Source organism: Pseudoselenomonas ruminantium (assembly GCF_900142515.1).
GTDB lineage: Bacteria > Bacillota > Negativicutes > Selenomonadales > Selenomonadaceae > Selenomonas_A > Selenomonas_A ruminantium_D.
Window position 1 is genome coordinate 1 of record NZ_FRBC01000003.1, and the last position, 21,056, is coordinate 21,056.

Annotated in this window: 19 protein-coding genes; 3 read left to right on the forward strand and 16 right to left on the reverse strand. The window is 53.0% G+C overall.

The window, feature by feature from the left end:
• Positions 1 to 294: hypothetical protein (locus BUB68_RS15395; protein ID WP_218587669.1), on the forward strand; the 294-nt coding region annotated here is incomplete at its 5' end.
• A 37-nt stretch (positions 295 to 331) separates the two neighbouring features.
• Here BUB68_RS15395 and BUB68_RS02000 read toward each other — a convergent pair.
• The 8 genes from BUB68_RS02000 to BUB68_RS02035 all read right to left on the reverse strand — a co-directional run bounded on the left by BUB68_RS02000 (position 332) and on the right by BUB68_RS02035 (position 12,233).
• A complete protein-coding gene (locus BUB68_RS02000; RefSeq protein ID WP_073088139.1) occupies positions 332 to 1,057 on the reverse strand; it encodes a hypothetical protein in 726 nt (241 codons plus the stop codon).
• Between the two features lie 18 nt (positions 1,058 to 1,075).
• On the reverse strand, positions 1,076 to 1,798 hold the full coding sequence (locus tag BUB68_RS02005) for a hypothetical protein (RefSeq protein WP_073088140.1): 723 nt from the start codon (positions 1,796 to 1,798) through the stop codon (positions 1,076 to 1,078).
• A 131-nt stretch (positions 1,799 to 1,929) separates the two neighbouring features.
• Positions 1,930 to 5,061, reverse strand: a complete 3,132-nt coding sequence (locus BUB68_RS02010; protein ID WP_073088141.1) for a pullulanase X25 domain-containing protein — start codon at positions 5,059 to 5,061, stop codon at positions 1,930 to 1,932.
• A gap of 20 nt (positions 5,062 to 5,081) precedes the next feature.
• Complete coding sequence (locus BUB68_RS02015) at positions 5,082 to 6,608, reverse strand: S-layer homology domain-containing protein (RefSeq protein WP_073088142.1); 1,527 nt, start codon at positions 6,606 to 6,608, stop codon at positions 5,082 to 5,084.
• A 90-nt stretch (positions 6,609 to 6,698) separates the two neighbouring features.
• Complete coding sequence (locus BUB68_RS02020; protein WP_073088143.1) at positions 6,699 to 7,472, reverse strand: HAD-IIB family hydrolase; 774 nt, start codon at positions 7,470 to 7,472, stop codon at positions 6,699 to 6,701.
• Positions 7,469 to 9,163, reverse strand: a complete 1,695-nt coding sequence (locus BUB68_RS02025; RefSeq protein ID WP_073088144.1) for a glycoside hydrolase family 13 protein — start codon at positions 9,161 to 9,163, stop codon at positions 7,469 to 7,471. The genes BUB68_RS02020 and BUB68_RS02025 overlap by 4 nt, the downstream gene beginning before the upstream one ends.
• 12 nt (positions 9,164 to 9,175) lie before the next feature.
• Positions 9,176 to 11,293: an alpha-glucoside-specific PTS transporter subunit IIBC gene (locus tag BUB68_RS02030; protein ID WP_073088145.1), complete on the reverse strand. Its 2,118-nt coding sequence runs from the start codon at positions 11,291 to 11,293 to the stop codon at positions 9,176 to 9,178.
• A gap of 169 nt (positions 11,294 to 11,462) precedes the next feature.
• The gene (locus tag BUB68_RS02035; protein WP_073088146.1) at positions 11,463 to 12,233 is read right to left on the reverse strand and encodes a MurR/RpiR family transcriptional regulator; all 771 of its coding nucleotides are present in this window, start codon (positions 12,231 to 12,233) and stop codon (positions 11,463 to 11,465) included.
• 99 nt (positions 12,234 to 12,332) lie between these two features.
• Here BUB68_RS02035 and BUB68_RS02040 point away from each other — a divergent pair, with 99 nt between their 5' ends.
• Positions 12,333 to 12,986, forward strand: coding sequence for an RNA polymerase sigma factor (locus tag BUB68_RS02040; protein ID WP_143188051.1), 654 nt, complete (start codon positions 12,333 to 12,335; stop codon positions 12,984 to 12,986).
• Here BUB68_RS02040 and BUB68_RS02045 read toward each other — a convergent pair.
• The 8 genes from BUB68_RS02045 to BUB68_RS02080 form a co-directional block, all read right to left on the reverse strand.
• Positions 12,944 to 13,981 carry a LacI family DNA-binding transcriptional regulator gene (locus BUB68_RS02045; RefSeq protein WP_073088148.1) on the reverse strand — a complete coding sequence of 346 codons (1,038 nt, stop codon included), beginning with the start codon at positions 13,979 to 13,981 and terminating at the stop codon, positions 12,944 to 12,946. The genes BUB68_RS02040 and BUB68_RS02045 overlap by 43 nt on opposite strands.
• A gap of 97 nt (positions 13,982 to 14,078) precedes the next feature.
• Positions 14,079 to 14,753: a uracil-DNA glycosylase gene (locus BUB68_RS02050; RefSeq protein WP_073088149.1), complete on the reverse strand. Its 675-nt coding sequence runs from the start codon at positions 14,751 to 14,753 to the stop codon at positions 14,079 to 14,081.
• 3 nt (positions 14,754 to 14,756) lie between these two features.
• Complete coding sequence (gene folK, locus BUB68_RS02055) at positions 14,757 to 15,743, reverse strand: 2-amino-4-hydroxy-6-hydroxymethyldihydropteridine diphosphokinase (RefSeq protein WP_073088150.1); 987 nt, start codon at positions 15,741 to 15,743, stop codon at positions 14,757 to 14,759.
• 3 nt (positions 15,744 to 15,746) lie between these two features.
• Positions 15,747 to 16,109, reverse strand: a complete 363-nt coding sequence (gene folB, locus BUB68_RS02060) for a dihydroneopterin aldolase (protein WP_073088151.1) — start codon at positions 16,107 to 16,109, stop codon at positions 15,747 to 15,749.
• A complete protein-coding gene (gene folP, locus BUB68_RS02065) occupies positions 16,102 to 16,962 on the reverse strand; it encodes a dihydropteroate synthase (protein ID WP_073088152.1) in 861 nt (286 codons plus the stop codon). Before folP ends, folB begins: the two co-directional genes overlap by 8 nt.
• Positions 16,959 to 17,525: a GTP cyclohydrolase I gene (gene folE, locus BUB68_RS02070; protein WP_073088153.1), complete on the reverse strand. Its 567-nt coding sequence runs from the start codon at positions 17,523 to 17,525 to the stop codon at positions 16,959 to 16,961. Before folE ends, folP begins: the two co-directional genes overlap by 4 nt.
• 104 nt (positions 17,526 to 17,629) lie before the next feature.
• Positions 17,630 to 19,462 carry an acyltransferase family protein gene (locus BUB68_RS02075; protein WP_073088154.1) on the reverse strand — a complete coding sequence of 611 codons (1,833 nt, stop codon included), beginning with the start codon at positions 19,460 to 19,462 and terminating at the stop codon, positions 17,630 to 17,632.
• A gap of 91 nt (positions 19,463 to 19,553) precedes the next feature.
• Entirely contained in the window at positions 19,554 to 20,168 is a 615-nt protein-coding gene (locus tag BUB68_RS02080; RefSeq protein WP_073088155.1) for an S-layer homology domain-containing protein, read from the reverse strand.
• A gap of 176 nt (positions 20,169 to 20,344) precedes the next feature.
• On the opposite strand from BUB68_RS02080, the gene BUB68_RS02085 reads away from it, so the two are divergent.
• On the forward strand, positions 20,345 to 21,055 hold the full coding sequence (locus BUB68_RS02085; protein ID WP_073088156.1) for a phosphatase: 711 nt from the start codon (positions 20,345 to 20,347) through the stop codon (positions 21,053 to 21,055).
• Position 21,056: the final 1 nt, after the last annotated feature.

Here is a 21,056-nt window from a genome sequence, read left to right on the forward strand (position 1 = left end):
AAGTTTCTTCAAACATCTGGCTTAATCATGTTGCATGATTATTTTGCATTGTTTAGTTTTCAAAGAACAATCTTGCAAAGCATTTCTTTCGAAGTGCCTGTCGCTTCAAGCGACTCATTTATCTTACCACCATCAGATCAGCTTGTCAAGAACTTTTTGAAGTTTTTTCGAAGCTTTTTGGAAGCTTTTCAGCGGCCTGCCAATCAAGGCTTGCTGGGCTGTTTCATTTCCGTATCTGTCAGCGACTTGTATTATATTACACGAGTCTTGAGCATATGTCAACACCTTTTTTGAAAAAATATAAAAAAAGTCCCCGCAATGCGGGGATGCTTTATTTCAGCCGGATTACGCCAGGCTGCACGATCTTCCAGGAACCAGCCTTACGAGTGAAACAGGCGGGTAATTTCACCTGGATCTGCTTGAAGCTGCCTGTTTCGTAATTAGAAGCAAACGTCTCTTTCATGCCCCCTGCCTGATGCAGCTTCTCATCATAGGGAACTAATGGATTGGGAACCACCACAAAATCCTCCGGCTGCCCTGCCACGTTCCACGCCCAATAATTGCTGCCTGCCACTTGCTCTACGGTCTCATACGACAGGCTGCCGCCATTCGCGCTTGCCGGACCTGACACCACGCAGACGAGCAAAGTCAGTTTATGGCTTTTCACAAAGTTATCGCAGGCCTCTGCCGCCCTTGGCACATTCATGCTATTCGCCAGGTTATTGTAGTCATCCACAAATTTACGCCAAACCTCTGGCTGCATTTTCTTCTCTGGCGGGGTACGTTTTTGTGTATCAGCTGCAGCTGATGCCCCCGCCTCAGCCGCAGGCGCTGCTTCTCCGCGCCGTATTTTGACTGCGCCGTTTTTGAGTTCTCGGATTTCCTGTTGCAAGAGCTTCAAATCGCGCTCCAGCTGTTCGATCTTCAGGATCTTATCGCGTCTGCTGATGATAATGGAATAGTTGTAAGCTGTCCCAATAAGCGCCACTATACTGACTGCGCCGACCAATATCAGTATCATATCCGCCATCATAGGTGAAAACAAAGCCGGTTCCATAATCATCCTTCCTCTCTATCAGGTTTCTTTCTTGCCATTCAAGATATCACACAGCTCCAGGATATTCTTGATGCGGTTCGCTTCCACCGCAGATAACATACGGTCGTCATTGGAGCCGCCATCCACGCCCAACATCAGGATCTTGCCTGCCAGTTGATCACCAACCTCCCGCATGGCCTTGAGCGTCTCCGTATCCGCGATCTGGTCACACCATTCCATAATGCCGCTGTTCGTCTTAGCTGTGACGACATTGCCTGTGGTCCGCACGAAGTAAATGCTGTCTTCCCCGGTCTGCAAGCCTACGCCATGAAATCCCATCGGTCTCTGCCCGCGATGACGCAGGATAATATGGATCACCGCATTGCCGCCTGCATCCCGAACCAGATACGGCTGTATAAAGATGCCATCCTCGGTGGGGTCTTCATAACGGTAATAGGTGGAACCATCCATTTCCTTGGCTACCAACATATCCGCAGTCAGGCCGCGAATAACCTGGTCCGGTTCTTCCGCCCGCCCGGTACGCTTGTCGATAAGGGCTTGTTTACGGCGAGCCTTTTCCCGTTGTGCTGCTTCCTTGGCCTCTTTTTCAGCCTGGACCGCTTTCCTGGCGGCTTCTTTCTTATCCTGTTCCGCCTGCACGACAGCTCGCGTCTGGTCATACTGTATCGCTGCATAATAACCAGCCACTCCAGCCACCCCAATGACCAACAGGGCTAAAATGATATATTTCAGCTTCGCCATAACAGACACTCCCTTCTCTGGGCGAATGACACTTCTCATCGTAGATATACGCCCCGAAAACTGAATTTTCCTGCAAGGGCGAAGAAAAAACTACGCAAAAAGCCCTCCCCCGAAGGAGAAGGCTTAGAGCATCACTTCATTAACATCATGCCCTGATTTTCATTCAGATGCAATTTCACTTTTCCATTCTGTACACTGACCGTCGTCCCTGTCAATTGGTCGGTAAACACCGTACCATCTGCAGCAAACTGCACGGGCAGTTCCACATCAGCAGCACCGCCGCGGTTCAAAGCCACGATTGCAGCTTCGCCCTGCGCATCCGTCCGGGCAAAAGCATAGACATCACCGCGCGCCAGCAGTGTCTGCACATCACCATGCGCAAAAAGCTGTTTATTCCCTGTCCTTACGCTGATGACCTTGCGATAGAAATCCACCAGCTCCTTGTCCTCACGGCCCCAAGGATAAGTACGGCGGCAATCCGGATCAGCACTGCCATAGACACCGGCTTCATCCCCATAGTAAATGGTGGGCATGCCGGGATACCCCATCAGGAACATGGCCGCCAGTTTCAGACGGGCCTTGCCCAAACGGTAATCAAAGTCCTGGCGGGAAGCCTGCGCCACATTTTCCTTGCCACCACCGAATTTATAGATAGCTCGGACGGTATCATGGGAATCCACGATATTCATCAGGTCATAGAGCGCTTCCTTCGGATAATTCTGCCGCAGCACCGTCAGTTCATCATCACAGGCCTCGGCCTTGCCCTGATTCAGGAACAGATCGCCCACTGCAAAGGAAAGCTTGTAGTTCATCACCGAGTCAAATTGGTCACCCGTCAGGAACTGCGTGCCATCCTGCCAGATTTCTCCCAACAGCAGCGGTTCTTCACCCGATTGCGTGCGGATGGATTTCACATCTTTGCGCACATTCGCCCAGAATCCCGGTGGAACCTCCTTGGCCACATCCAGACGCCAGCCGGACAGTCCATCATCAAACCATTTCATGATGACACCCTTCTGCCCGTCACGGCCCCGCAGGAGATAATCGCCCAAATCGGACACCTGCGTGCCTGCTTCACTGCCGGGATAATCCGCATCCCGGAACGGCGTCAGGCTGTCAAAGCCCTGCCAGTCATGGTAAGCATATTTCTCGCCCATGCTGTCCTTGGTCTTTTCATTGCGGATCTCAAACCAGTTTTCCCAATGCCACGGTGAGAATACCTGACCTTCGGCCTCCAGCTGTTTCTTCGCTTCAGCCTTAGCTGCCTCCAGCTTCATATGTTTATCATTCATCAGGTCGTAAATGCGCGACCAGTATTCATAGGCTCCGACTGTCTTGTACTTGCCATAACGGTCAAAGTAGATCGAGTCATCCCCCACATGATTGAACACACCGTCCATGATCAGGTGCATGCCCCGCTTCTGCATTTCGGCAGCCAAAGTCTTCAGTTCTGGCAATTTTCCTAATATCGGGTCAATATTGCCATAATCCACGGCATCATAGCGGTGATTGGAGCACGCTGCCGACAGCGGATTGACATAGATTGCCGTAATGCCCAAATCCTGCAGGTAGTCCAGCTTCTGCGCAATGCCGGCGATATCCCCGCCAAAGAAGTCATTGCATTCCCAGTTGTCGCCATCAGCTTTGGGAGACTTGCTGGCATTGGCAGGCAGATCCGTCCAGGCGCGATGCTGCACGGGCTGGCTGCCTCGTGCCGTGGTACGGGCGTTATCATTGCTGGGATCACCATTAAAGAAGCGATCCGGGAAAATCTGATAGGTCACAGCCTCCTTGGCCCAATCCGGCGTATGGAAGTCCGCACTGTAGACTGTCAGCTGGAAGGGTTTTGCCCCGCGCAGTTTAAGCGCGCCCGTATGGCCCGGCTTATCATCATCGCCGTATTCCTTGGTATCATCCAACACGAATTTATAGCCATAGATCCCATTTTCCTGCGGACGTATCGTGACTTCCCAATAATCCCGCCCGCCATGGCTTTCCTTCAAAGCCAGCGGATATTCCGTCTTCGTGCCGGCAGCATAGTCGGGATTGTACTCATCGCCGCCATTAGCCGTGATTTTTGCCTTGTAAAGCACGGCTTTGACATTTGCGGCTTCATCTTTGCCCACAGCCAGCCGCAACGTTACCGGAGAACCCGCCTTGATGGCTTCAAAAGGGACGCGGTAAGCCTTGCTCCAGGTATCATGTTCCACCAGCTTTTCCGAAATGCGCCCATCATCCGCGATCAGGCGGTTTTCTTTGCTGTCATAATAGAACGTCACCGCGCCATCTTTTTTGATATTCACCGTCTGCGACAATGGCTTCTTGCCCTTCTGCGCGACTTTGACCTGATAATTGCCCGCTTTCAGATCCACCGTCTGCTGATAGAACTCCGCCAGCTGCAGATCCTGCATGGTATCATCTTTGAGCGCACCGAAGCTGCCACTGATTTTCGGCAGGCTGCCATTATCCAGCATCTTATAACTCGTGCTGTCAGCGATGGCATGCGTCTTGTCATTGTAATAGAACGTAACCTTCTGCGCCTTGGGCAGGGTCAGCTGCACATTGGCACCGTCAAAGTTGCCGCCCAGACCATAGTTTTCTGCCCAGCTGCCGCCCACAGCAATCTTATAATAGTAAGTGCCGGCCGGCAGATCCACGGACAAGCTGTAGAAATCATGTCCCAGCGGCTTCATGCGGGTAGCCATATCGCCCGGGTCCCAGTCCTTCTGGGCTCCGGCCTTGGACTGCACAGTCCCCGCCAGCACGACCACGCGCCCCTGAGCCGCTTCCGCTTTTTTGGCAGCGGCCTGATCCGCTTCCATGCCCTCGTAGCTGACCGTAGTCTCATGACTCAGGCTGTCATAAGTAAAGGTGACTTCTTTCTCCGCCGAAAGTTTCAGGCTGATATTGCCGCCATCGCGGGCACCGCCCGCACCATAATTCTCATTCCAGCTGCCACCGATGGCAACCTTGAATTCATAATTGCCCTTGGGCAGTTTGCCTTTGAGCTGATACTTGCCATTGTCGACAGGCTGCATGATGGTCGCACCATCAGCCGGAGCCCAATCATTGCCGGCACCGAGCTTGGACTGTACCGTCCCCACCAGCACCACATCCGTTGGCCCCACCGCCTGCGCAGCTTCTGCCGTAGCAGCAGCCAGGCCAGCGGGCATCCCCGCTGCAGGGAACGGCATAGGAGCTGCCCAAAGCCCCAATGCCAAAGACATGCCAATAGCAGCCTTCAAGGATTCTTTGCGATTCATATTCCTTAGCTCCTTTCCGCTTAGAAATGGAAGTCCAACCAGGTGCGGAGGATATGACGTTTCACAGGATTGTTCCAGGTGATCTGCTCAGAAAGATGCGGTGCCCAGAGGGTTTCCCATTCCACATTATGTGCCGGCACACACTTGAAGCCAAAGTACCAGCCACGCACGCCATTGGTAAAGGTCGGCTCACGGGTAGACCATTCATCATCATGGCCCAGGTCTGCAAAAGCACCGAGGTTCACATACTTCGCATAGAGTCCATAACTGCCCACACGGTTGAGGTCCGTGCCTCTGTATTCTGCCTTGAAGGCCCAATCGCGGTCACCATGGCCATAGGTTTCATCCTGCTTGGTAAAGGCATGGACATAGGAACCGGTCAGCGTTACGTCCTTGATTGGTTTCACGCTGAGATCGGCATTGACAAAGCCCTTCGTATCATACCAGTAACCAGAGCCATTTTCCTGATATTTATGCCCCACAATATGCGTATAGCCAACATTAGCATTGACATATTTGCCAATAGGGCCCCAGAAATCCAGGGTTGCATTGACCGGTGCGCGCCGTACCTGCACATCCGTATGGTCATAGGTATAGATGTTCTTGGATGGATCGTTGGGATCCGGGGTGCTGTTCCATACCGGCGTAAAGCTGGAGCAGTCCGAAGAAGATTTCCAATACTGGGCGCTCACCCACCAGCCATGGCCTTTTTCAATGGGATGATAGGTGGCGATACCATCGACCTGCCCCCCCAGAAGCAGGTTCTGCATGCCGATGCCGTTCCACTTGCGGCCGATATTCGTGTACCAGTCATGTTTCGGCCCTAGCTGCAATTCCACCCAGATATTGCTGACCAGGCCGCTGTGGTTCGTATCCATATCCGGCATATCCCGCAGCTCACCGGTTACCGGCGCGCTGATCTTATGAGCTACGCCATTGGGATCGTTTGCCACCGAATCCTTCATGACATATTCACGGTCGCGATAACGGGCATTCTTTTCAATGCTGAACCGGGCAGTAGCATGGGGATTTACTTTCAGGGAGCCTTCGAGATCCATATAGAAGCGATTGTTGTAATCCCCGTTCTTTTCCTGCCCCCAGGCTCTGGCATCATTTTTCAGGCCGTTGTCACTGCCCATCTGCACACGGGCCAGGCCATGCAGCTGGAAGCGGTCTGCCTTTTCCTTCAATTCCTTGATGTCTTTATCATGCGCATCCACCCGGCGTTTCAGCGTATCCATCTCACCAGCATACTCTGCAGCCAGTTTATCGAGCACGGCTTTATCCCCAAAGTTCGTGTCCTTTTTCTGCATGGCCTTGGCTACAATAGAAGCCACCTCATAGCGAGTCATGGTGCGGCCTCCCTGGAAGGTATTATCTCCCATTCCTTCAATAACACCTTCTTTGGCCAGATAATCCAATGCCTCATAACTCCAATGATCTTTTGGCACATCACTGAAGCTGTCAGCACTGGCGGCATAAACCTGGCCCATGGCCCCCACGGTCAAACCTGCTAAGATTGCGACAACTTTCTTGTTCATTCTCATAACCAAAGCTCCCTTTCTCTAATAACAACATATATTCATTTATTGATATGTTTACTTAAACTCTTCCCCAAAAAGAAGAGCTATTTACGTTTAAAGATTCGCCAGCAGCATCCCGCCCACAGAGGGATATACCGCTCTGGCTTTTTCCTGGATTGCCTTCCGGGCTGTATCTACGGTAAAGCCCTGGAACGCTTCCAGCATGGGCAGGTCATTGGTCTCATCGCCAATGGCATAAACCTCCGGCTCCTGCCAATGCATCAGCTGCACCAACATCTCAATGCCCTGTTTCTTGCTTACGCCGCGGGGTACGATATCCACGCTGCAGCCATTGGGATAGGCCTCGACCACATCACCATATTTCTCGTTGATGATCGCGCTGACCTCATCCGCTTCGCTGGCCTGCGGAAAGCCCAGGCAAAACTGATGGATCTGCGGCAGGTTCATGATGTCTTCTTCTTTTATCTTGACAATGGTGAAGTTCCATTCCTGCGCCTCCCGCATGATCCAGGATCCCTCCCGTTCATGATAAAGATAGGTCTTGTCCAAGGCCGAAAACGCAAAATGAAAGGAACGTCGTACAGCGGGTTCTTTTACCATTGCCGCCAGCACGTTGTGCGGGATCTCGCCCTGCCATAAAGCAGTCCCATCAGCCCGGCAGATTATGCCGCCATTGTTGCAGACCGCATAATCGGATTCAATGCCGTAATATTTCAGCTGTGGCATCAGCATCCCATAATCCCGCCCGCTGACGACGCCGAATTTATGGCCAGCCGCCCGCCAAGCCTTGACACCGGCCACATCTTCAGCGGCTATTGTTCGCTGACGGAAAAGGGTCCCATCATAGTCGCTTGCTCCAATCTTCATATCGCTTCACCTGTTTCTTTGATATAGATAACGGATTCCCAAGGGCGTAAAGAACCGTGAGCACTATCGGGAATGGTTTCTGCCAGCAATTTCGCCCCAGTCAATTCCGGCAAGTCATAGAATTCTGCCCTGTCCGTGAAATTGATCAACGTATATACACTGCGGCAGCCAAACCGGCGCTTAAACGCCATAATAGAAGGATGCTCTGGCAGCAGCTCCGTATAATCGCCCTGCTGCAGGACACCAGCCGCTTCACCATAAAGGCGGAGTCTGGCCATACGGCGATAAAAACTCAGGACGGAATCTTCATCCAGCGCTTCCGTTTCCACACATTGCTGACGGAAATCTTCATGCACGGGCAGCCAGGGGGTACCGGTGGTAAAACCGGCATTCTTCCCCCGGGTCCACTGCATAGGGGTGCGGGCATTGTCACGGCTGTAGCGGTGAACAATGTCCAAGGCCTCGGCAGGGGTCTTGCCTTCAGCCAGAGCCAGGTCATACTGGCCATGGGAGGATATATCGTTGTAGTTCTCAATCGACCCCCAGGCCACATTAGCCAGGCCTAATTCCTGCCCTTCGTAGATAAAGGGGGTTCCACGAAGGGTCATAAGCATGACGGCCACTGCCTTGGCTGCCAAAATCCGATCTGCTGTAAAGGGGAAGTAATGATTGACACAGCGCATCTGATCGTGATTTTCAAAGAAAATAGGATACCAGCCATTTTGCGCCGTAGCAAACTGACTGGCGCTGAGCACCTGTTTCAGGCGGGGAATGATTGCGGGGGAATAGCCCGTTGCCTGACTCCAAAGCTCACCATGGGGAAATTCCAGATTCATATGGGAAAACTCAAAGAGCATATCGAAAACGCCCTTTTCGCCGACCCACTTGTCCAGATCTTCCGGCTCAATGCCATTGGCCTCGGCCACGGTAAAGATATCGTGGCCTTGGAAGACCTTTTCCTTGAACTCATGCAGGAAATCCAGGATGCCCGGGGTATTGGCGATCATGGAATGGATATTGACCATGCCGTCATCACTGTCCGGCTCGCCATCCACGAATTCTGCAGGTTTCTTGATGTAGACAATGGCATCGATGCGGAAGCCGCCCACACCCTTGTCCAGCCAGAAATTAGCCGCATCATAGAGCGCCTGCCGGACCTGAGGATTTTCCCAGTTCAGATCCGGCTGAGCCTCAGCAAAGGTGTGCAGATAATACTGCTGACGGGCTTCGCACCAGGTCCAGGCACTGCCGCCGAAGATGGAGCGCCAGTTGGTGGGTGCCGAACCATCAGGCTTGGCATCCCGCCAGATATACCAGTCACTGTGTTCACTGTCCCGAGAGCTTTTCGAGTCGATAAACCAGGGATGTTTGTCGGAAGAATGGTTATAGACCAGATCCATGACCATGCGGATGCCCCGGCGCTTGCCTTCGGCGATCAGCCGTTCCATATCCGCCATCGTGCCATAGGACGGGTCAATGCCCGTGAAATCAGCGATATCATAACCATTATCCACCATGGGAGAAGGGTAGACCGGCGTCAGCCAGACAGCTCCGACTCCCAGCGTGTTCAAGTAGTCCAGTTTTTCGGTGACACCATTGAGATCCCCCATGCCGCTGCCTGTAGTATCGAGGAAGCTCTTAGGGTAGACCTGATAGACATTGGTTTTCTGCCACCATTTCAAATCGTTCATGTTATATCTCCATTAGAATACGAGTACCGGGGTTGCACTGGCTTTCACATCAGCATCCTCATGTTTCTGCATCTGCGGATAGTCAGCACTGTTGGTCACAGCCATGATGACGGTAGTCTGATAACCGGCATCCTTGATGACCTGCTGATCGAACTGGATCAGCGGCGAACCAGCCTTTACCTTATCGCCCGCTTTTACGAGAGCCTTGAAGCCCTTGCCGCCCAGTTTCACCGTATCAATGCCGATATGGATCAGGATTTCGGCACCGTTGGCAAAACGCAGGCCAATGGCATGTAGGCTCTCTTCCATGATCATGGTGACTTCTGCATCAGCCGGAGCGACGACTGTATCATCGGTGGGTTCGATAGCAACGCCATCCCCCATCATCTTCTGGGAGAACATATCATCTTTCACTTCGCTCATATCAATGAGCTTGCCGGAAACGCAGGCGCTGAGCTTCATGCCCAGGCTGCTGTCCAGAGCAGTTTCCTGCGGCGCTGCCTGCTGCACGGCTGCCCCTTCAATCTTCTCACCTTTGAGCAGGGCATCGAAATAGCTGCGCACCTGCGGTACAGAAAGACCGACGATAACCTGGATGGCCTTGCCATTCTTCACGAGCCCGAAAGCACCGGCCTTGGTGAACTTGCCTACTGCAGCCACCTTATCCGCATCGGCTACCGTCACACGCAGGCGGGTAGCACAGTTGGTGACTTCCTTGATATTGTCCGGGCCGCCCAGGCAATCGAGGAATACTTTGGCCTTGATGGCCAGTGCATTATCGGCCAGGCCCATCTCTTCCATTTCTTTCTTGGCCTGATATTCAGCCTTGGAGAAGAGTTTATCTTCCACATCATCAGCCGTACGGCCAGGAGTTGCATAATCAAATTTCAGAATCAACGTACGGAAAACTACAAAGTAAATACCCGTGAAGCACAGACCGATGACGATCTGCATGATATAAGTACCCGCATGATACTGGAACAGCGGGACCCAGTTCTGGACAAAGCAGTCAATGAGGCCGCCGCCGAAGTTGCCGGCCAGGCCGATCGCATAAAGTGCCGTGGACAGGCAGGCAGAGAGAACAGCATGCACCAGATAAAGAAGCGGTGCGACAAACAGGAAGGTGAATTCCAAGGGTTCCGTAATGCCGCAGATCACAGCGGTAAGGGTTGCCGGGATAAGGAGCGCTGCGGTCTTCTTGCGTTTTTCCGGCTTAGCGCACATATAGATAGCCAGTGCTGCACCGGGCAGGCCAAAGACCTTGGAGCTGCCATGGAGGGCAAAACCGCCTTCCGGGAACATCTCCTTGAGGCTGTGTGCGCTCGTGGCAAAATCATTGAGATGCTGCAGCCAATAAGCCTGAATGCCGCCATCGCAGACAGCCGGGCCGAAGATGAACGGCAGATAGATGAAATGATGCAGCCCTGCAGGCAAAAGGATTCTTTCTGAGAACGTGTAAGCCCAGACACCAACCAATCCACTGGTCTTCAAAAAATCCTGGAACTGCATGATAGCATGCTGCACAGCCGGCCATACCAGGCAGAAGAGGAAGGCCAGCGGAATCATTACGAGGAAGCCTACCGCGACGACAAAAGCAGGGCCTTTGAAGATACCGAGCCAGTCGGGAATATTCGTATCATAGAAGCGATTGTGGAGATATGCGGTCATGCAGGCGATAAAGATGGCCCCGAGCATACCCATATCCAAGGTCTTGATATTGGCAATCATGGCCAGTCCCGTGCCGGCTCCGGCATCCTGACTGTAATCCACTCCGAAGTATGCACCATGAAGGGTGAGGAACCCGGCGATGAAGTAGTTGAACAGCATGTAGATGACGAAACCTTCCATCGCGCAACGGGCTTGTTCCTTTTTCGCAAAGCCGATTGGCACGGCGATGGCAAAAAGAATCGGCATCTGGGCGAAGACCGTCCAGGCCCCCTGTTCGACTACGAACCAGAAATCGTACCATAAGGTTCCCTGCGCAGCCAGGCTGCCGAGAATGCCTTCATTCTTACAGATGATGGATAATGCCACCGTCAAACCAAAGAACGCGAACAGGATGACCGGCGTATACATCGCGCCGCCAAACCGTTGCATCCCCTGCATCAGACGGTCTTTACTGATTGTCATTGTAATGCCCCCTAATTCATTATGGTTTATTATTGCTTCGCTGAATAAAGGATAACCCAAAAAGCCCGCGAACACAATAGTTTCGCGGGCTTTCGGCACTATGGCCTGCAGCTGTATTTTGTTACATTTGGCGTACTTTGTTCCATGCCTTGCCCACTAAAGGCCCTGGCTATTTTTCCCTGCGCTGCAGATACATGCGGTACTTCACGAACCAGACCTCAATCAACATAAAATAAGGCATCATGGACTGAAAGGCCGTATGCTCATCTTCGCTGTCATAGAGCTGGAAACGCGCCGGCGATACATACAGGTTCACCGTCGACAAGCTGGCCAGCGTGTTATCATGCAGCTTCGTAATGGAGATGAAGGGTACATCCAATAGCTGCAGGCGCCGGGCAAAGTCTACGACCAGAGGCGTTTCCCCCGACAGGGAAACGAAGATAAAAAGATCATCAGCCGTCAGGCTCTGGGCAATAGAGGCAAACTCCTCCCGCCCACTGATTTCATAGATCAGTACGTTATCGTAGAAAAACAGGCGCTTGAGCTCCTGTGCCACATTGCTCTGCACATATCCCGAAGCAAAGATGAACACCCGGTCAGCCTCATGGATCAAGCGGCTGGCACTGTCAAAATTCCGCTTAAAGACCTTGCTGGCCGTCTGCGTGTAGAAATCCTGCAGATCCTGCAGGACATCCTCTTTATAGTAGGACTTCGCCCCTTCCTCCATCTTGAGCACAGCTTTCAAATCGCCAAATCCGTCAAAGCCCAGCTTCTGGGCAAAACGCACAATGGTGGTAGATGACACGGCACAATTCCTCGCCAGCTCATGAATAGAAATATGCCTTGCTTCCATCCGATGCTGAAGGATGTATTTATAGATGACCATATCGGTGTCATTCAAATCCTGCAAATGCGCATTAATGATTTCTTCTAATCGCATGAAAAAACCTCCATTTCCCCTTCATAGTATAGCAAATTACACGATATAAGCCAAATATCAGCCCATTTGAGCGTCAAAACCTGCCTTGCTGCTGAAGGATTGCTTTTCTATACTGAACATCAGCAAAGATCTATAGGAGAAGGAGGTTTTACCATGTATCAGGAACAGGAAGAAAACGAACTGATCTGCCGCGCACAAAAAGGCGACAAGCAGGCTTGTTGCAAGCTGCTTGCCGCCTATGAAGGACTGCTCCGGAAAATGAGCCATCGCTACCAGCATACCCCTGCTGGCAGCCAGCTGAGCGAAGATTCACCGGGCATCCTCAACCTGGCATTTATGGAAGCACTCAAAGAATTCGATTCCCGCCGGGGCACACACTTCGCCGCGTTCCTGCAAAGCCGCCTCCACGGTGCCATCTACAAAGCCTTCCGCCGAAGCTTAAACGATCGCGGGCACACGGCCCATCCTGAAACAGGCACGGAGGACAACACGGAATGGTATGATGCCATCGCCAGCCCAGCCCCAACGCCCGAGCGCTATGCCGCCGCCCGCACGGAACTTGCCGCCATCTTCCATCATCTGAGCACCGCGGAAAAACGACTGCTATCACTGATCTACGTCCGGGGACTCTCATTAAAAGAAATCGCCCGCCGGCTGGAGCTGAGCCCTGCGGCTATCAGCAAGCGCAAGGCAAAACTCCTGGCACATATTCAGGCCATCACCGACATGGATACAGCCTGTCCCTGCACATAATCTTCCTGCAGGTTGCGGACACTTTCCCGTTCCACAAAGGTCAACGGCATGTCCAGATTGGGTGTCTCACGCTTATCCTGCAGCAGATAAAGCAGATAGCTGGCGGCCTTCATGCCCATGAGCTCATAGTCAAAGGACACGGTAGTGAGCGCCGGATAGACAACCGCACCCACTTCATAACCGCCAAACCCCACGACAGAGATCTCCCGGGGGACATCAATCCCCCGTTCATGGAAGTAACGCAGGATTCCCAGACTGATATTATCCGTAGCCCCCACGACAACACTGGGGGCTAATTTGCGTATTTCCTCGGCCTGATTATAAGCCGAGAGAAAATCAAAGCCCGTTTCCACGAAATCGACGCGGGCATCCGTCCGGTCCTCACAGAAGCCTGCCAGGAAGCCCTGTTTGCGCTCAATGCCCACCGCTTCATCATGTTCGGTTACACCGGCAAACACGGCATGCTTATGCCCCATCTGCCGCAAATAGACGCCCATGCGATGACCTGCCGCCGCGTCATCCATCTTCAGGCAATGCACCGCCGGATTCTGCTGGCCCAGATAGACAATGGGCAGGGACCATTCCTGCGCCCGCTGCACATGTTCAGCCGTAATGCCCACAGAATCCACCAGGATTGCATCCACGCCCTGCTGACGCAGCTTCTGCATGTTCTCCAATTCCTTCTCGGCGGAAAGCTGGCTTACCAGCAGGATGCTCTGATACCCCTCCGGCTCCAGTATCCGGGTAATGCCCGCCAACAGTTTCCCCACCGTCACGGAATCCATGCGCGGCAGCACGATGCCGATCAATTTGCTCTCTCTGGTCTTTAACCGCTTGGCAAAGAAATTGGACTGAAATCCGGTCTGCTCAATGGCCTGACGCACACGCGCCTGCTTTTCCACACTGATATAGCCATTATTCAGATAGCGGGATACCGTGCTTTTCGAGACACCAGCCAGCTCGGCTACATCTTTGATTGTTATCTTTTGTTCCATATTTATGCTCAACTTCCCCAAATCGTCGCGTAATCTAATTATATATTAGGAGATTTTTACCTAAAATGCAAGAAAAGAATGGAACTAATCCCACACATCATATATTCGGCAATTGCCAATCGATCGGCGCCTGTCCGGTACGTTTGAGAAAGTCATTCACCCGGGAAAACGGACGACTGCCAAAAAAGCCCCGATAAGCAGACAGCGGACTGGGATGCGGCGATTCCACGATGAAATGCTGTGGATTCGTGATCATCGCCTTCTTGCGCCGGGCAGGTGCGCCCCAGAGAATGAAGGCCATCGGCTTCTCCCGCTGATTCAGCAGTTCGATGATCCGGTCCGTGAACGTTTCCCATCCCTTGCCCTGATGCGAAGCAGCCTGATGCGCCCGCACCGTCAGCACCGTGTTGAGCAGCAGGACACCCTGCTCCGCCCAAGGCTTCAGGCAGCCATTGTTCGGGACCGTACACCCCAGATCGGTCTCCAATTCCTTGAAGATATTCAACAGCGACGGCGGCGGCTCCACGCCCGGCAGTACCGAGAACGAAAGCCCGTGTGCCTGCCCATCCCCATGATAGGGATCCTGCCCCAGGATAACCACCTTGGTATCCGCATAGCTCGTATAATGCAGCGCATTGAAAATGGCATACATATCCGGAAAGATCTGCCGCGTGCGATACTCACCGATCAAAAATTGCCGCAAATCCTGATAATAAGGCTTCTTCAATTCATCATTCAAGAGCCCCGCCCAATCATTATGAAAGATCTCCATTGTTTACCTCACCTCATCAGCCTCAGCCCGCACATACCGGACAAACGAAAGTCCCTGCCGGGACTCGCGGGCAGACTCGGAAAAACCATCAAACTGCGGGAAAAACGTATCCGCCGCCCAGTCGCCTGCCACTTCGGTCAGCAAAAGCTCCCTGGCATAAGGCAACAGCAGCGAATACACCTCACCGCCGCCGATGCCGATAAAACGCTTGTGCGGATAATCCCGGCAAATCTTGCCCAGCACACACCAAAGTTCCGTCAGACTGCGGCATAGCAAAACATCATCCCGCTGCAGCGTCCGCGAGAGCACGATATTCACCCGGTCCGCCAGAGGCCTGCCTCCCGGCAAAGATTCCAGGGTCTTGCGCCCCATAATGACCACCTGGCCAAGGGTCTCCTGCCGGAAATGCGCCATATCCTCAGCATGGTGCAACAACAGGTTTCCCTGTTTCCCAATGCCCAGCTTCTCATCCACGCAGGCAATCAGAGACAACGGATATGGCTCACTGACCTCCGCAGCCGGAAAGATCTCCTGCCCGGCTATGGCCTCATCCTGGCACCAGTCCGCCACCCTGCGCCCCTGCACCACCAGATCCGGGGCAATATCGTTCAACGGTGTGAGCACGAAAGCCCGTTCTGTAAGATAGGGATGCGGCAGCCGCAATTCTTCCTCAGCCGAGGTAAAACCTTCGGCCCAAAGCAAATCGATGTCAATGGTGCGCGCCCCCCAATGCTCGTGACGCACCCGTCCCAGGTCAAATTCAATCTGCTGCGCTCGATGTAAAAAATCCAGCGGTAGCAGGGATGTTTCCACTGCTGCCGCTGTGTTTATAAATGCAGGCTGATCCAGTTTTCCCCAGGGAGCTGTCTCATAAAAAGGAGCATGTCTCAACAACCTGGTACGGGGCAGAGCGCCCAAACGCCGCAAGGCCTCCCGCAAAGTCTCGCCCCGATTGCCCAGATTGGCGCCTAAGCTCAGATAAATACGCATGGCTTAGGACCGGCTGCGCACTACACTGATGCTGGCATCCGTAAATACCCCCGGCAACGGAGCATGGGGCTTGTGTACCGTCACCCGCACCTTCTGTACTTGCGCAAAATCCCGCAGGATGAGCTGGGCGATCTCCTCCCCGACGGACTCGATCAGCTTCCGCGGCTGTCCTTCCACGACTTTTTTCACCACGGTATAGACTTCTGCATAATTGGCCGTGGCTTCCAATTTATCCGTTTTTCCTGCCTCCTGCAGATCCAGATACATGCTCACGTCCACAGAAAACTCCTGCCCCATCTGCTGTTCCTCTGGCAGCACGCCATGATAGCCATAAAAATTCAGGCCCGTCAGTTTTATCTTATCCATTCTGCTCACTCCTCAAAATCACATCCGCCATCCGGCACATCCGCACAATGGGCTTCACATCATGCACCCGCACGATGCTGGCACCCTTCATGATGCCGATCACACAGGAAGCGCCCGTAGCTTCCATACGTTCATCCACCGGCAGGCCCAAAGTCTTCCCGATAAAGCTCTTGCGGCTATTGGCCAGCAGCAAAGGATATTCCCTGCCCGCAACCGTCAGCAATTCTTCCTGCCGCCGCAGGACCTCCACATTCTGCTCAGCGGTCTTGCCAAAGCCAATACCCGGATCAAAGATGAATTGTTCCTCCTTCATCCCTGCCTTCCGGCCAATCCGCAGGGATTCCTGGAAAAAGTCCTGCATCGCAGCGATAACATCCCCGCTGTACTCTGTGCCGTTCTGATTATGCATCACGATCACAGGCAGACCACATTCAGCAGCCACCTGCGCCATCATTCCCGGCTCTTTTTCATACTGCAGCCCCCAGATATCATTGAGGATATGGGCACCGGCTTTTGCTGCCGCCCGTGCCGTTTCTGCCTTGAAGGTATCCACGGACACGGGCACCGGCGAATTCTTGAGGATTTCTTCCAGCAACGGCATCAGTCGTTCCATTTCCTCACTGGCAGGCATCGGCGTGAACCCCGGACGGCTGGATTCTGCCCCCACATCAATGATATCCGCACCATCCGCTACCATTTCTTCCAGATGACGCAATGCGGTATCCCGGGTGTTGAATTTGCCACCATCGGAAAAGGAATCCGGGGTGATATTCAGGATTCCCATTACCAACGTGCGCCCGCCCAGTGTCAATCTCTTTCCATCGGCAAAATCATAAGTTCTTGCTGCAGTCATGCTTTTTCTCCCCCCAAAATCATCCATGCCTGTTGATAAAGAGCGGTATCATCCTTAAACACGCCATTACACTCCGAAGTCACCGTGCGGGTACCATGTGCCAGATCCCCCCGCATAGTCATGCAGAGCTGCTGCGCCTCTACGACCACCAGCACAGCACGGGCACCTAGATCCCGCTTCACTGCTGCTGCGATCTGCGCCGTGAGACGTTCCTGCAACTGGGGCTGATGGGAGAGCTGTTCCACAAGCTTCGAGAACTTGCTGAACCCTGCCACCCGTCCGTTTTCTGGCAGATAGGCAATACTGACCTCGCCAAAGAAAGGTACCAGATGATGCTCACACATCGAATAAAAAGGCACATGACGCACAGCCACGATGCCATCAGAACCGGCATCGAAGGTCTCCCCCCAAAGTCCTGCCGTATCCTTGTTGATTCCATTGAACAGGAATTCATACATCTGTGCCACCCGCTCAGGGGTTTTTTCCATGCCCCGTGCCTCTATATCCACACCTACGGCTTCCAAGAACTCACGCATGGCCTTTATCGCCCGTTCATTTGCCAAAAAAAAACCTCCCCATCTGCTTACTGACTATAATATACTACACTTTCCCCAGCAAGAAAAGGCAAACAGACAAAAGACCGGTCAAAACTGACCGGTCAAACCAATTATTTTTCCAATGTCTGCACAATCGTAGCCTTCACTAATTGTGCAAAAGCCCTGGCACCCTCGTTATTGGGATGGACGCCGTCCTCCACCAGCCACTCAGGATGCTGGCTGGCAGCACTGCACCAGTCCACAATGGTCACATTGGGATGCGCTTTCACCAGCTCTGCCAGATAGGCATTATTGGTATTCTGCCATTTCAGATGCGGTGCATAGGTATTGACCCAGAATATATGCCGCTGCGGCCCCAAAGCATCCAACAGCCGCTTCGTCTGGACTTCATAACGCTCACCGCCGGCAATCGGGCCATTGGTTCCCAGAGCAATGACCACAATATCCCCGATTTTCCCCTGGGCGACCCAGGCCTGAGCCACATCAGCGCCGCCACTTACATAGCGGGATACCTCTGCATCGATCTGACAATCAGGCAAAGCTGCCCGCAATTCACTGCCTGCGCCCAGCATCACCGAGTCACCGATGCAGGCAATGCCATTCAGGTTGACCGCCTTTTTCACCACAGATTCTGCTGCCGGATCTGCTGCCGCAGGTGGTTCCTCCACAGGTTTATCCTGTACCTGATCCAGCTGCTCCGCTTCATGAGCCAGCCGCTGCGCCAGCTCCTGCTGGATATTGGCACGCGCATCAGCAGACATGGCAATCCCATAACAGCCACTTCCCATAAAGAACATGCCCGCTAACGACAGGCAGGCCAGCACCATTACCCTGGCCGCTTGGACACCAGACCCACAGGCAAAGAAATGCGGGCGCCGCAGGAAAGCTGCCAGGCGTTCTCCCCACAAAGTCAACAAGAAAATAGCCAGCAATTGGAGGCCATAATGCCAAACTTCGCTTGTATAACCGAACTGTTCGCTGAGGTAAATCACAGGATACTGCCAGAGAAAAATCCCATAGCTGTGCTGGCCCAACCACTTGCAGACACCATTATCCAGCCAGGCCCCCACCAGCAAGCGGTCATCCGTCGCCAGCTTCATAAGCAGCATGAAGACAAAAGTCATCGCCAGCATGCCGCCCTGATAAACCAGCGGATTGCCGCCATCCAGCCGGCAATACACCACCACGGTTGCCACCAGGGCAACTGCCGACAACAGATATTTCCCCCACGAGCTCCCGGCCGGAACGCGTCCTCCGAACGAAGATAACGGACCGTTTGCCGCCACGGCCAGCCCCAGGCCCGCGCCCCAGAGGAGCGCACAGATCCGGGTATCCGTGCCATAGTAGAGCCGGGTGATATCGCCGCCCTGCTGATAAAGCCACGGCATCAGGCCAGAAGTCCCTGCCGCCAATAAGAACAACAGGCCAATGGCCCAGCGCCGCCCCAAGATTTCCCAGAAGGCAACGACCACAGCAAAAAGCACTGGCCACAGCAGATAATACTGCAATTCCACCCCCAGGAACCACAAATGGGCAAAGGGCGAAGCATTCAGCAGACGCGTAAAATAATCCATGCTCTGCCCGATCTGCCACCAGTTATTATACCCCAACAAGATGGAAAGCACTTCCGGCCGCACCGCTGCTACCGCATTGGGCACCAGCCAGTAAAGCACGCCGATACTGCTGAGCAGCATGATCAGCAGTTCCGGATAGATCCGCCTGACACGCTTGCCATAATAGGAAAGCATGCCAAACCGCCCATCCCGCCAGGCATTGAAACTCGTATAAGACAACAAGAATCCCGTCAGCACAAAAAACAAAACCACGCCCATATAACCACCTGGAAGCATATCCGGCACCATATGGAACGCCGTGACCCCGGCAATCGCCAGCGCACGCAAACCATCCAGACCTCGTAACTGGGGCCGTTTCCCCAAATTCATCAAAAAAATCCTCCCTTTTCAAATTCTACCTTCATTACACTATAAAGGATAGAACTCATAAAAACAAGGGAGGATTCTCATCCATCAACGCCTATTTCTGCAGCGCATTCAAAAATGCTACCATTACAATAGCGGCTTCGTTCTTGGTCATATGTCCGTCACCACGGAAGGTACCATCGCCATATCCGCTCATAATATCCTTGCCACACACATCACTTACAGCCTCATAGGCCCAATGCGCCTGCGGCACATCACTGAAGGAAACCGATGCCGCGCTATGTTCTTTCCCAAAAATATGCAACAATTTGTGCAGGCTCAATGCAATTTCCATACGCGTCATAGCCTTATCACCACGGAAAGTGCCATCACCATAACCAGACAACACTTCATAGCCGGCTGTCATGCTGATCTTATCGGCAGCCCAATGGCTGGCAGGTACATCTTTGAACGTGGCTTTCTTGGCCTGCCCGCCTGATTTTTCCAATACGCTGCCGACCATATAGGCAAAATCATAACGCGTCAGATTGCTGTCCCCTTTGAACAAGCCATCACTGCCCTGATGAAGGATGCCCTCATCCGTCAATGCGATAACCTTGTCGTAGGCCCAATGCCCTTGCGGCAGATCCTTATACTGGGCAGCCATGGCATTAGCCGATATCCCGATAACCAGTGCAGCCGCCATTGCGGCAAATTTTTTCTTCAACATGATAACATCGCCTCCTGATTCTCTTTCCCAAATCACAAAACAATTATTCGCTATGTACACCCCAAAATCCTGTTTTATGCCGGAATCCTGACAAGATTTATTGCAGAAGGCATAGCCAAAAAAAACGATCTGCGTTATGATGGTATTCGATGAAACGATTTGCAGGAGGAAATTTTATGTTAGATCTACTCGATGTCCATACGCATACCATCGCCAGTGTTCACGCCTACAGCACCCTGCGTGAAATGATCACGGCGGCCAAAGAGAAAGGACTGTCCCTGATTGGCATTTCTGACCACGGCCCCAAGATGCCCGGAGCCTTCCACGAATTCTACTTCTGTAACTTCAAGGTCATTCAGCGGGACGCCTATGGCATCGACCTTGTCATGGGTGTTGAACTGAATATCCTCGATTTCTCCGGTTCCACAGATTTGCGGCAGGACCTCTTGGACCGCATGGACTACGCCATCGCCAGCCTCCATGATCCCTGCATCCGCCCCGGTACCAGAGAGCAGAACACCTGCGCCCTGATCAATGCCATGAAAAATCCCAAGGTAAAGATCATCGGCCACCCGGATAACCCATATTATCCCGTGGACTTTGATGCACTGGCCCAGGCTGCCAAGGAAAACAAGGTGCTGCTCGAATGCAACAACAGCTCCTACACCCCCGGCGGCAGCCGCCAAGGTTCCAGAGAACTGGCCGGTGAACTCCTGCAAGCCTGTCAGAAACACGGCACGATGGTCATCCTGGGCAGCGACGCTCATATCGACCTTGATGTGGGCAACCACACGCACGCCCAGGAACTCATAAAAAAATACCAGTTCCCGGAGGAACTGGTCATCAACAGTCAGCCAGAACGGTTCAAAACGTGGATAAAGGACTGAA

What these genes read in the sequence shown, in the direction of transcription:
- folB (WP_073088151.1), bottom strand. Translation starts at nt 16,109, where the DNA reads ATGGATAAGATAAAACTGACGGGCCTGAATTTTTATGGCTATCATGGC.
- folK (WP_073088150.1), bottom strand. Translation starts at nt 15,743, where the DNA reads ATGCGTATTTATCTGAGCTTAGGCGCCAATCTGGGCAATCGGGGCGAG.
- BUB68_RS02005 (WP_073088140.1), bottom strand. Translation starts at nt 1,798, where the DNA reads ATGGCGAAGCTGAAATATATCATTTTAGCCCTGTTGGTCATTGGGGTG.
- BUB68_RS02085 (WP_073088156.1), top strand. Translation starts at nt 20,345, where the DNA reads ATGTTAGATCTACTCGATGTCCATACGCATACCATCGCCAGTGTTCAC.
- BUB68_RS02020 (WP_073088143.1), bottom strand. Translation starts at nt 7,472, where the DNA reads ATGAAGATTGGAGCAAGCGACTATGATGGGACCCTTTTCCGTCAGCGA.
- BUB68_RS02075 (WP_073088154.1), bottom strand. Translation starts at nt 19,462, where the DNA reads ATGAATTTGGGGAAACGGCCCCAGTTACGAGGTCTGGATGGTTTGCGT.
- folP (WP_073088152.1), bottom strand. Translation starts at nt 16,962, where the DNA reads ATGACTGCAGCAAGAACTTATGATTTTGCCGATGGAAAGAGATTGACA.
- BUB68_RS02050 (WP_073088149.1), bottom strand. Translation starts at nt 14,753, where the DNA reads ATGGAGATCTTTCATAATGATTGGGCGGGGCTCTTGAATGATGAATTG.
- BUB68_RS02045 (WP_073088148.1), bottom strand. Translation starts at nt 13,981, where the DNA reads ATGGAACAAAAGATAACAATCAAAGATGTAGCCGAGCTGGCTGGTGTC.
- BUB68_RS02035 (WP_073088146.1), bottom strand. Translation starts at nt 12,233, where the DNA reads ATGCGATTAGAAGAAATCATTAATGCGCATTTGCAGGATTTGAATGAC.
- BUB68_RS02030 (WP_073088145.1), bottom strand. Translation starts at nt 11,293, where the DNA reads ATGACAATCAGTAAAGACCGTCTGATGCAGGGGATGCAACGGTTTGGC.
- BUB68_RS02025 (WP_073088144.1), bottom strand. Translation starts at nt 9,163, where the DNA reads ATGAACGATTTGAAATGGTGGCAGAAAACCAATGTCTATCAGGTCTAC.
- BUB68_RS02080 (WP_073088155.1), bottom strand. Translation starts at nt 20,168, where the DNA reads ATGTTGAAGAAAAAATTTGCCGCAATGGCGGCTGCACTGGTTATCGGG.
- BUB68_RS02015 (WP_073088142.1), bottom strand. Translation starts at nt 6,608, where the DNA reads ATGAGAATGAACAAGAAAGTTGTCGCAATCTTAGCAGGTTTGACCGTG.
- BUB68_RS02000 (WP_073088139.1), bottom strand. Translation starts at nt 1,057, where the DNA reads ATGGAACCGGCTTTGTTTTCACCTATGATGGCGGATATGATACTGATA.
- BUB68_RS02010 (WP_073088141.1), bottom strand. Translation starts at nt 5,061, where the DNA reads ATGAATCGCAAAGAATCCTTGAAGGCTGCTATTGGCATGTCTTTGGCA.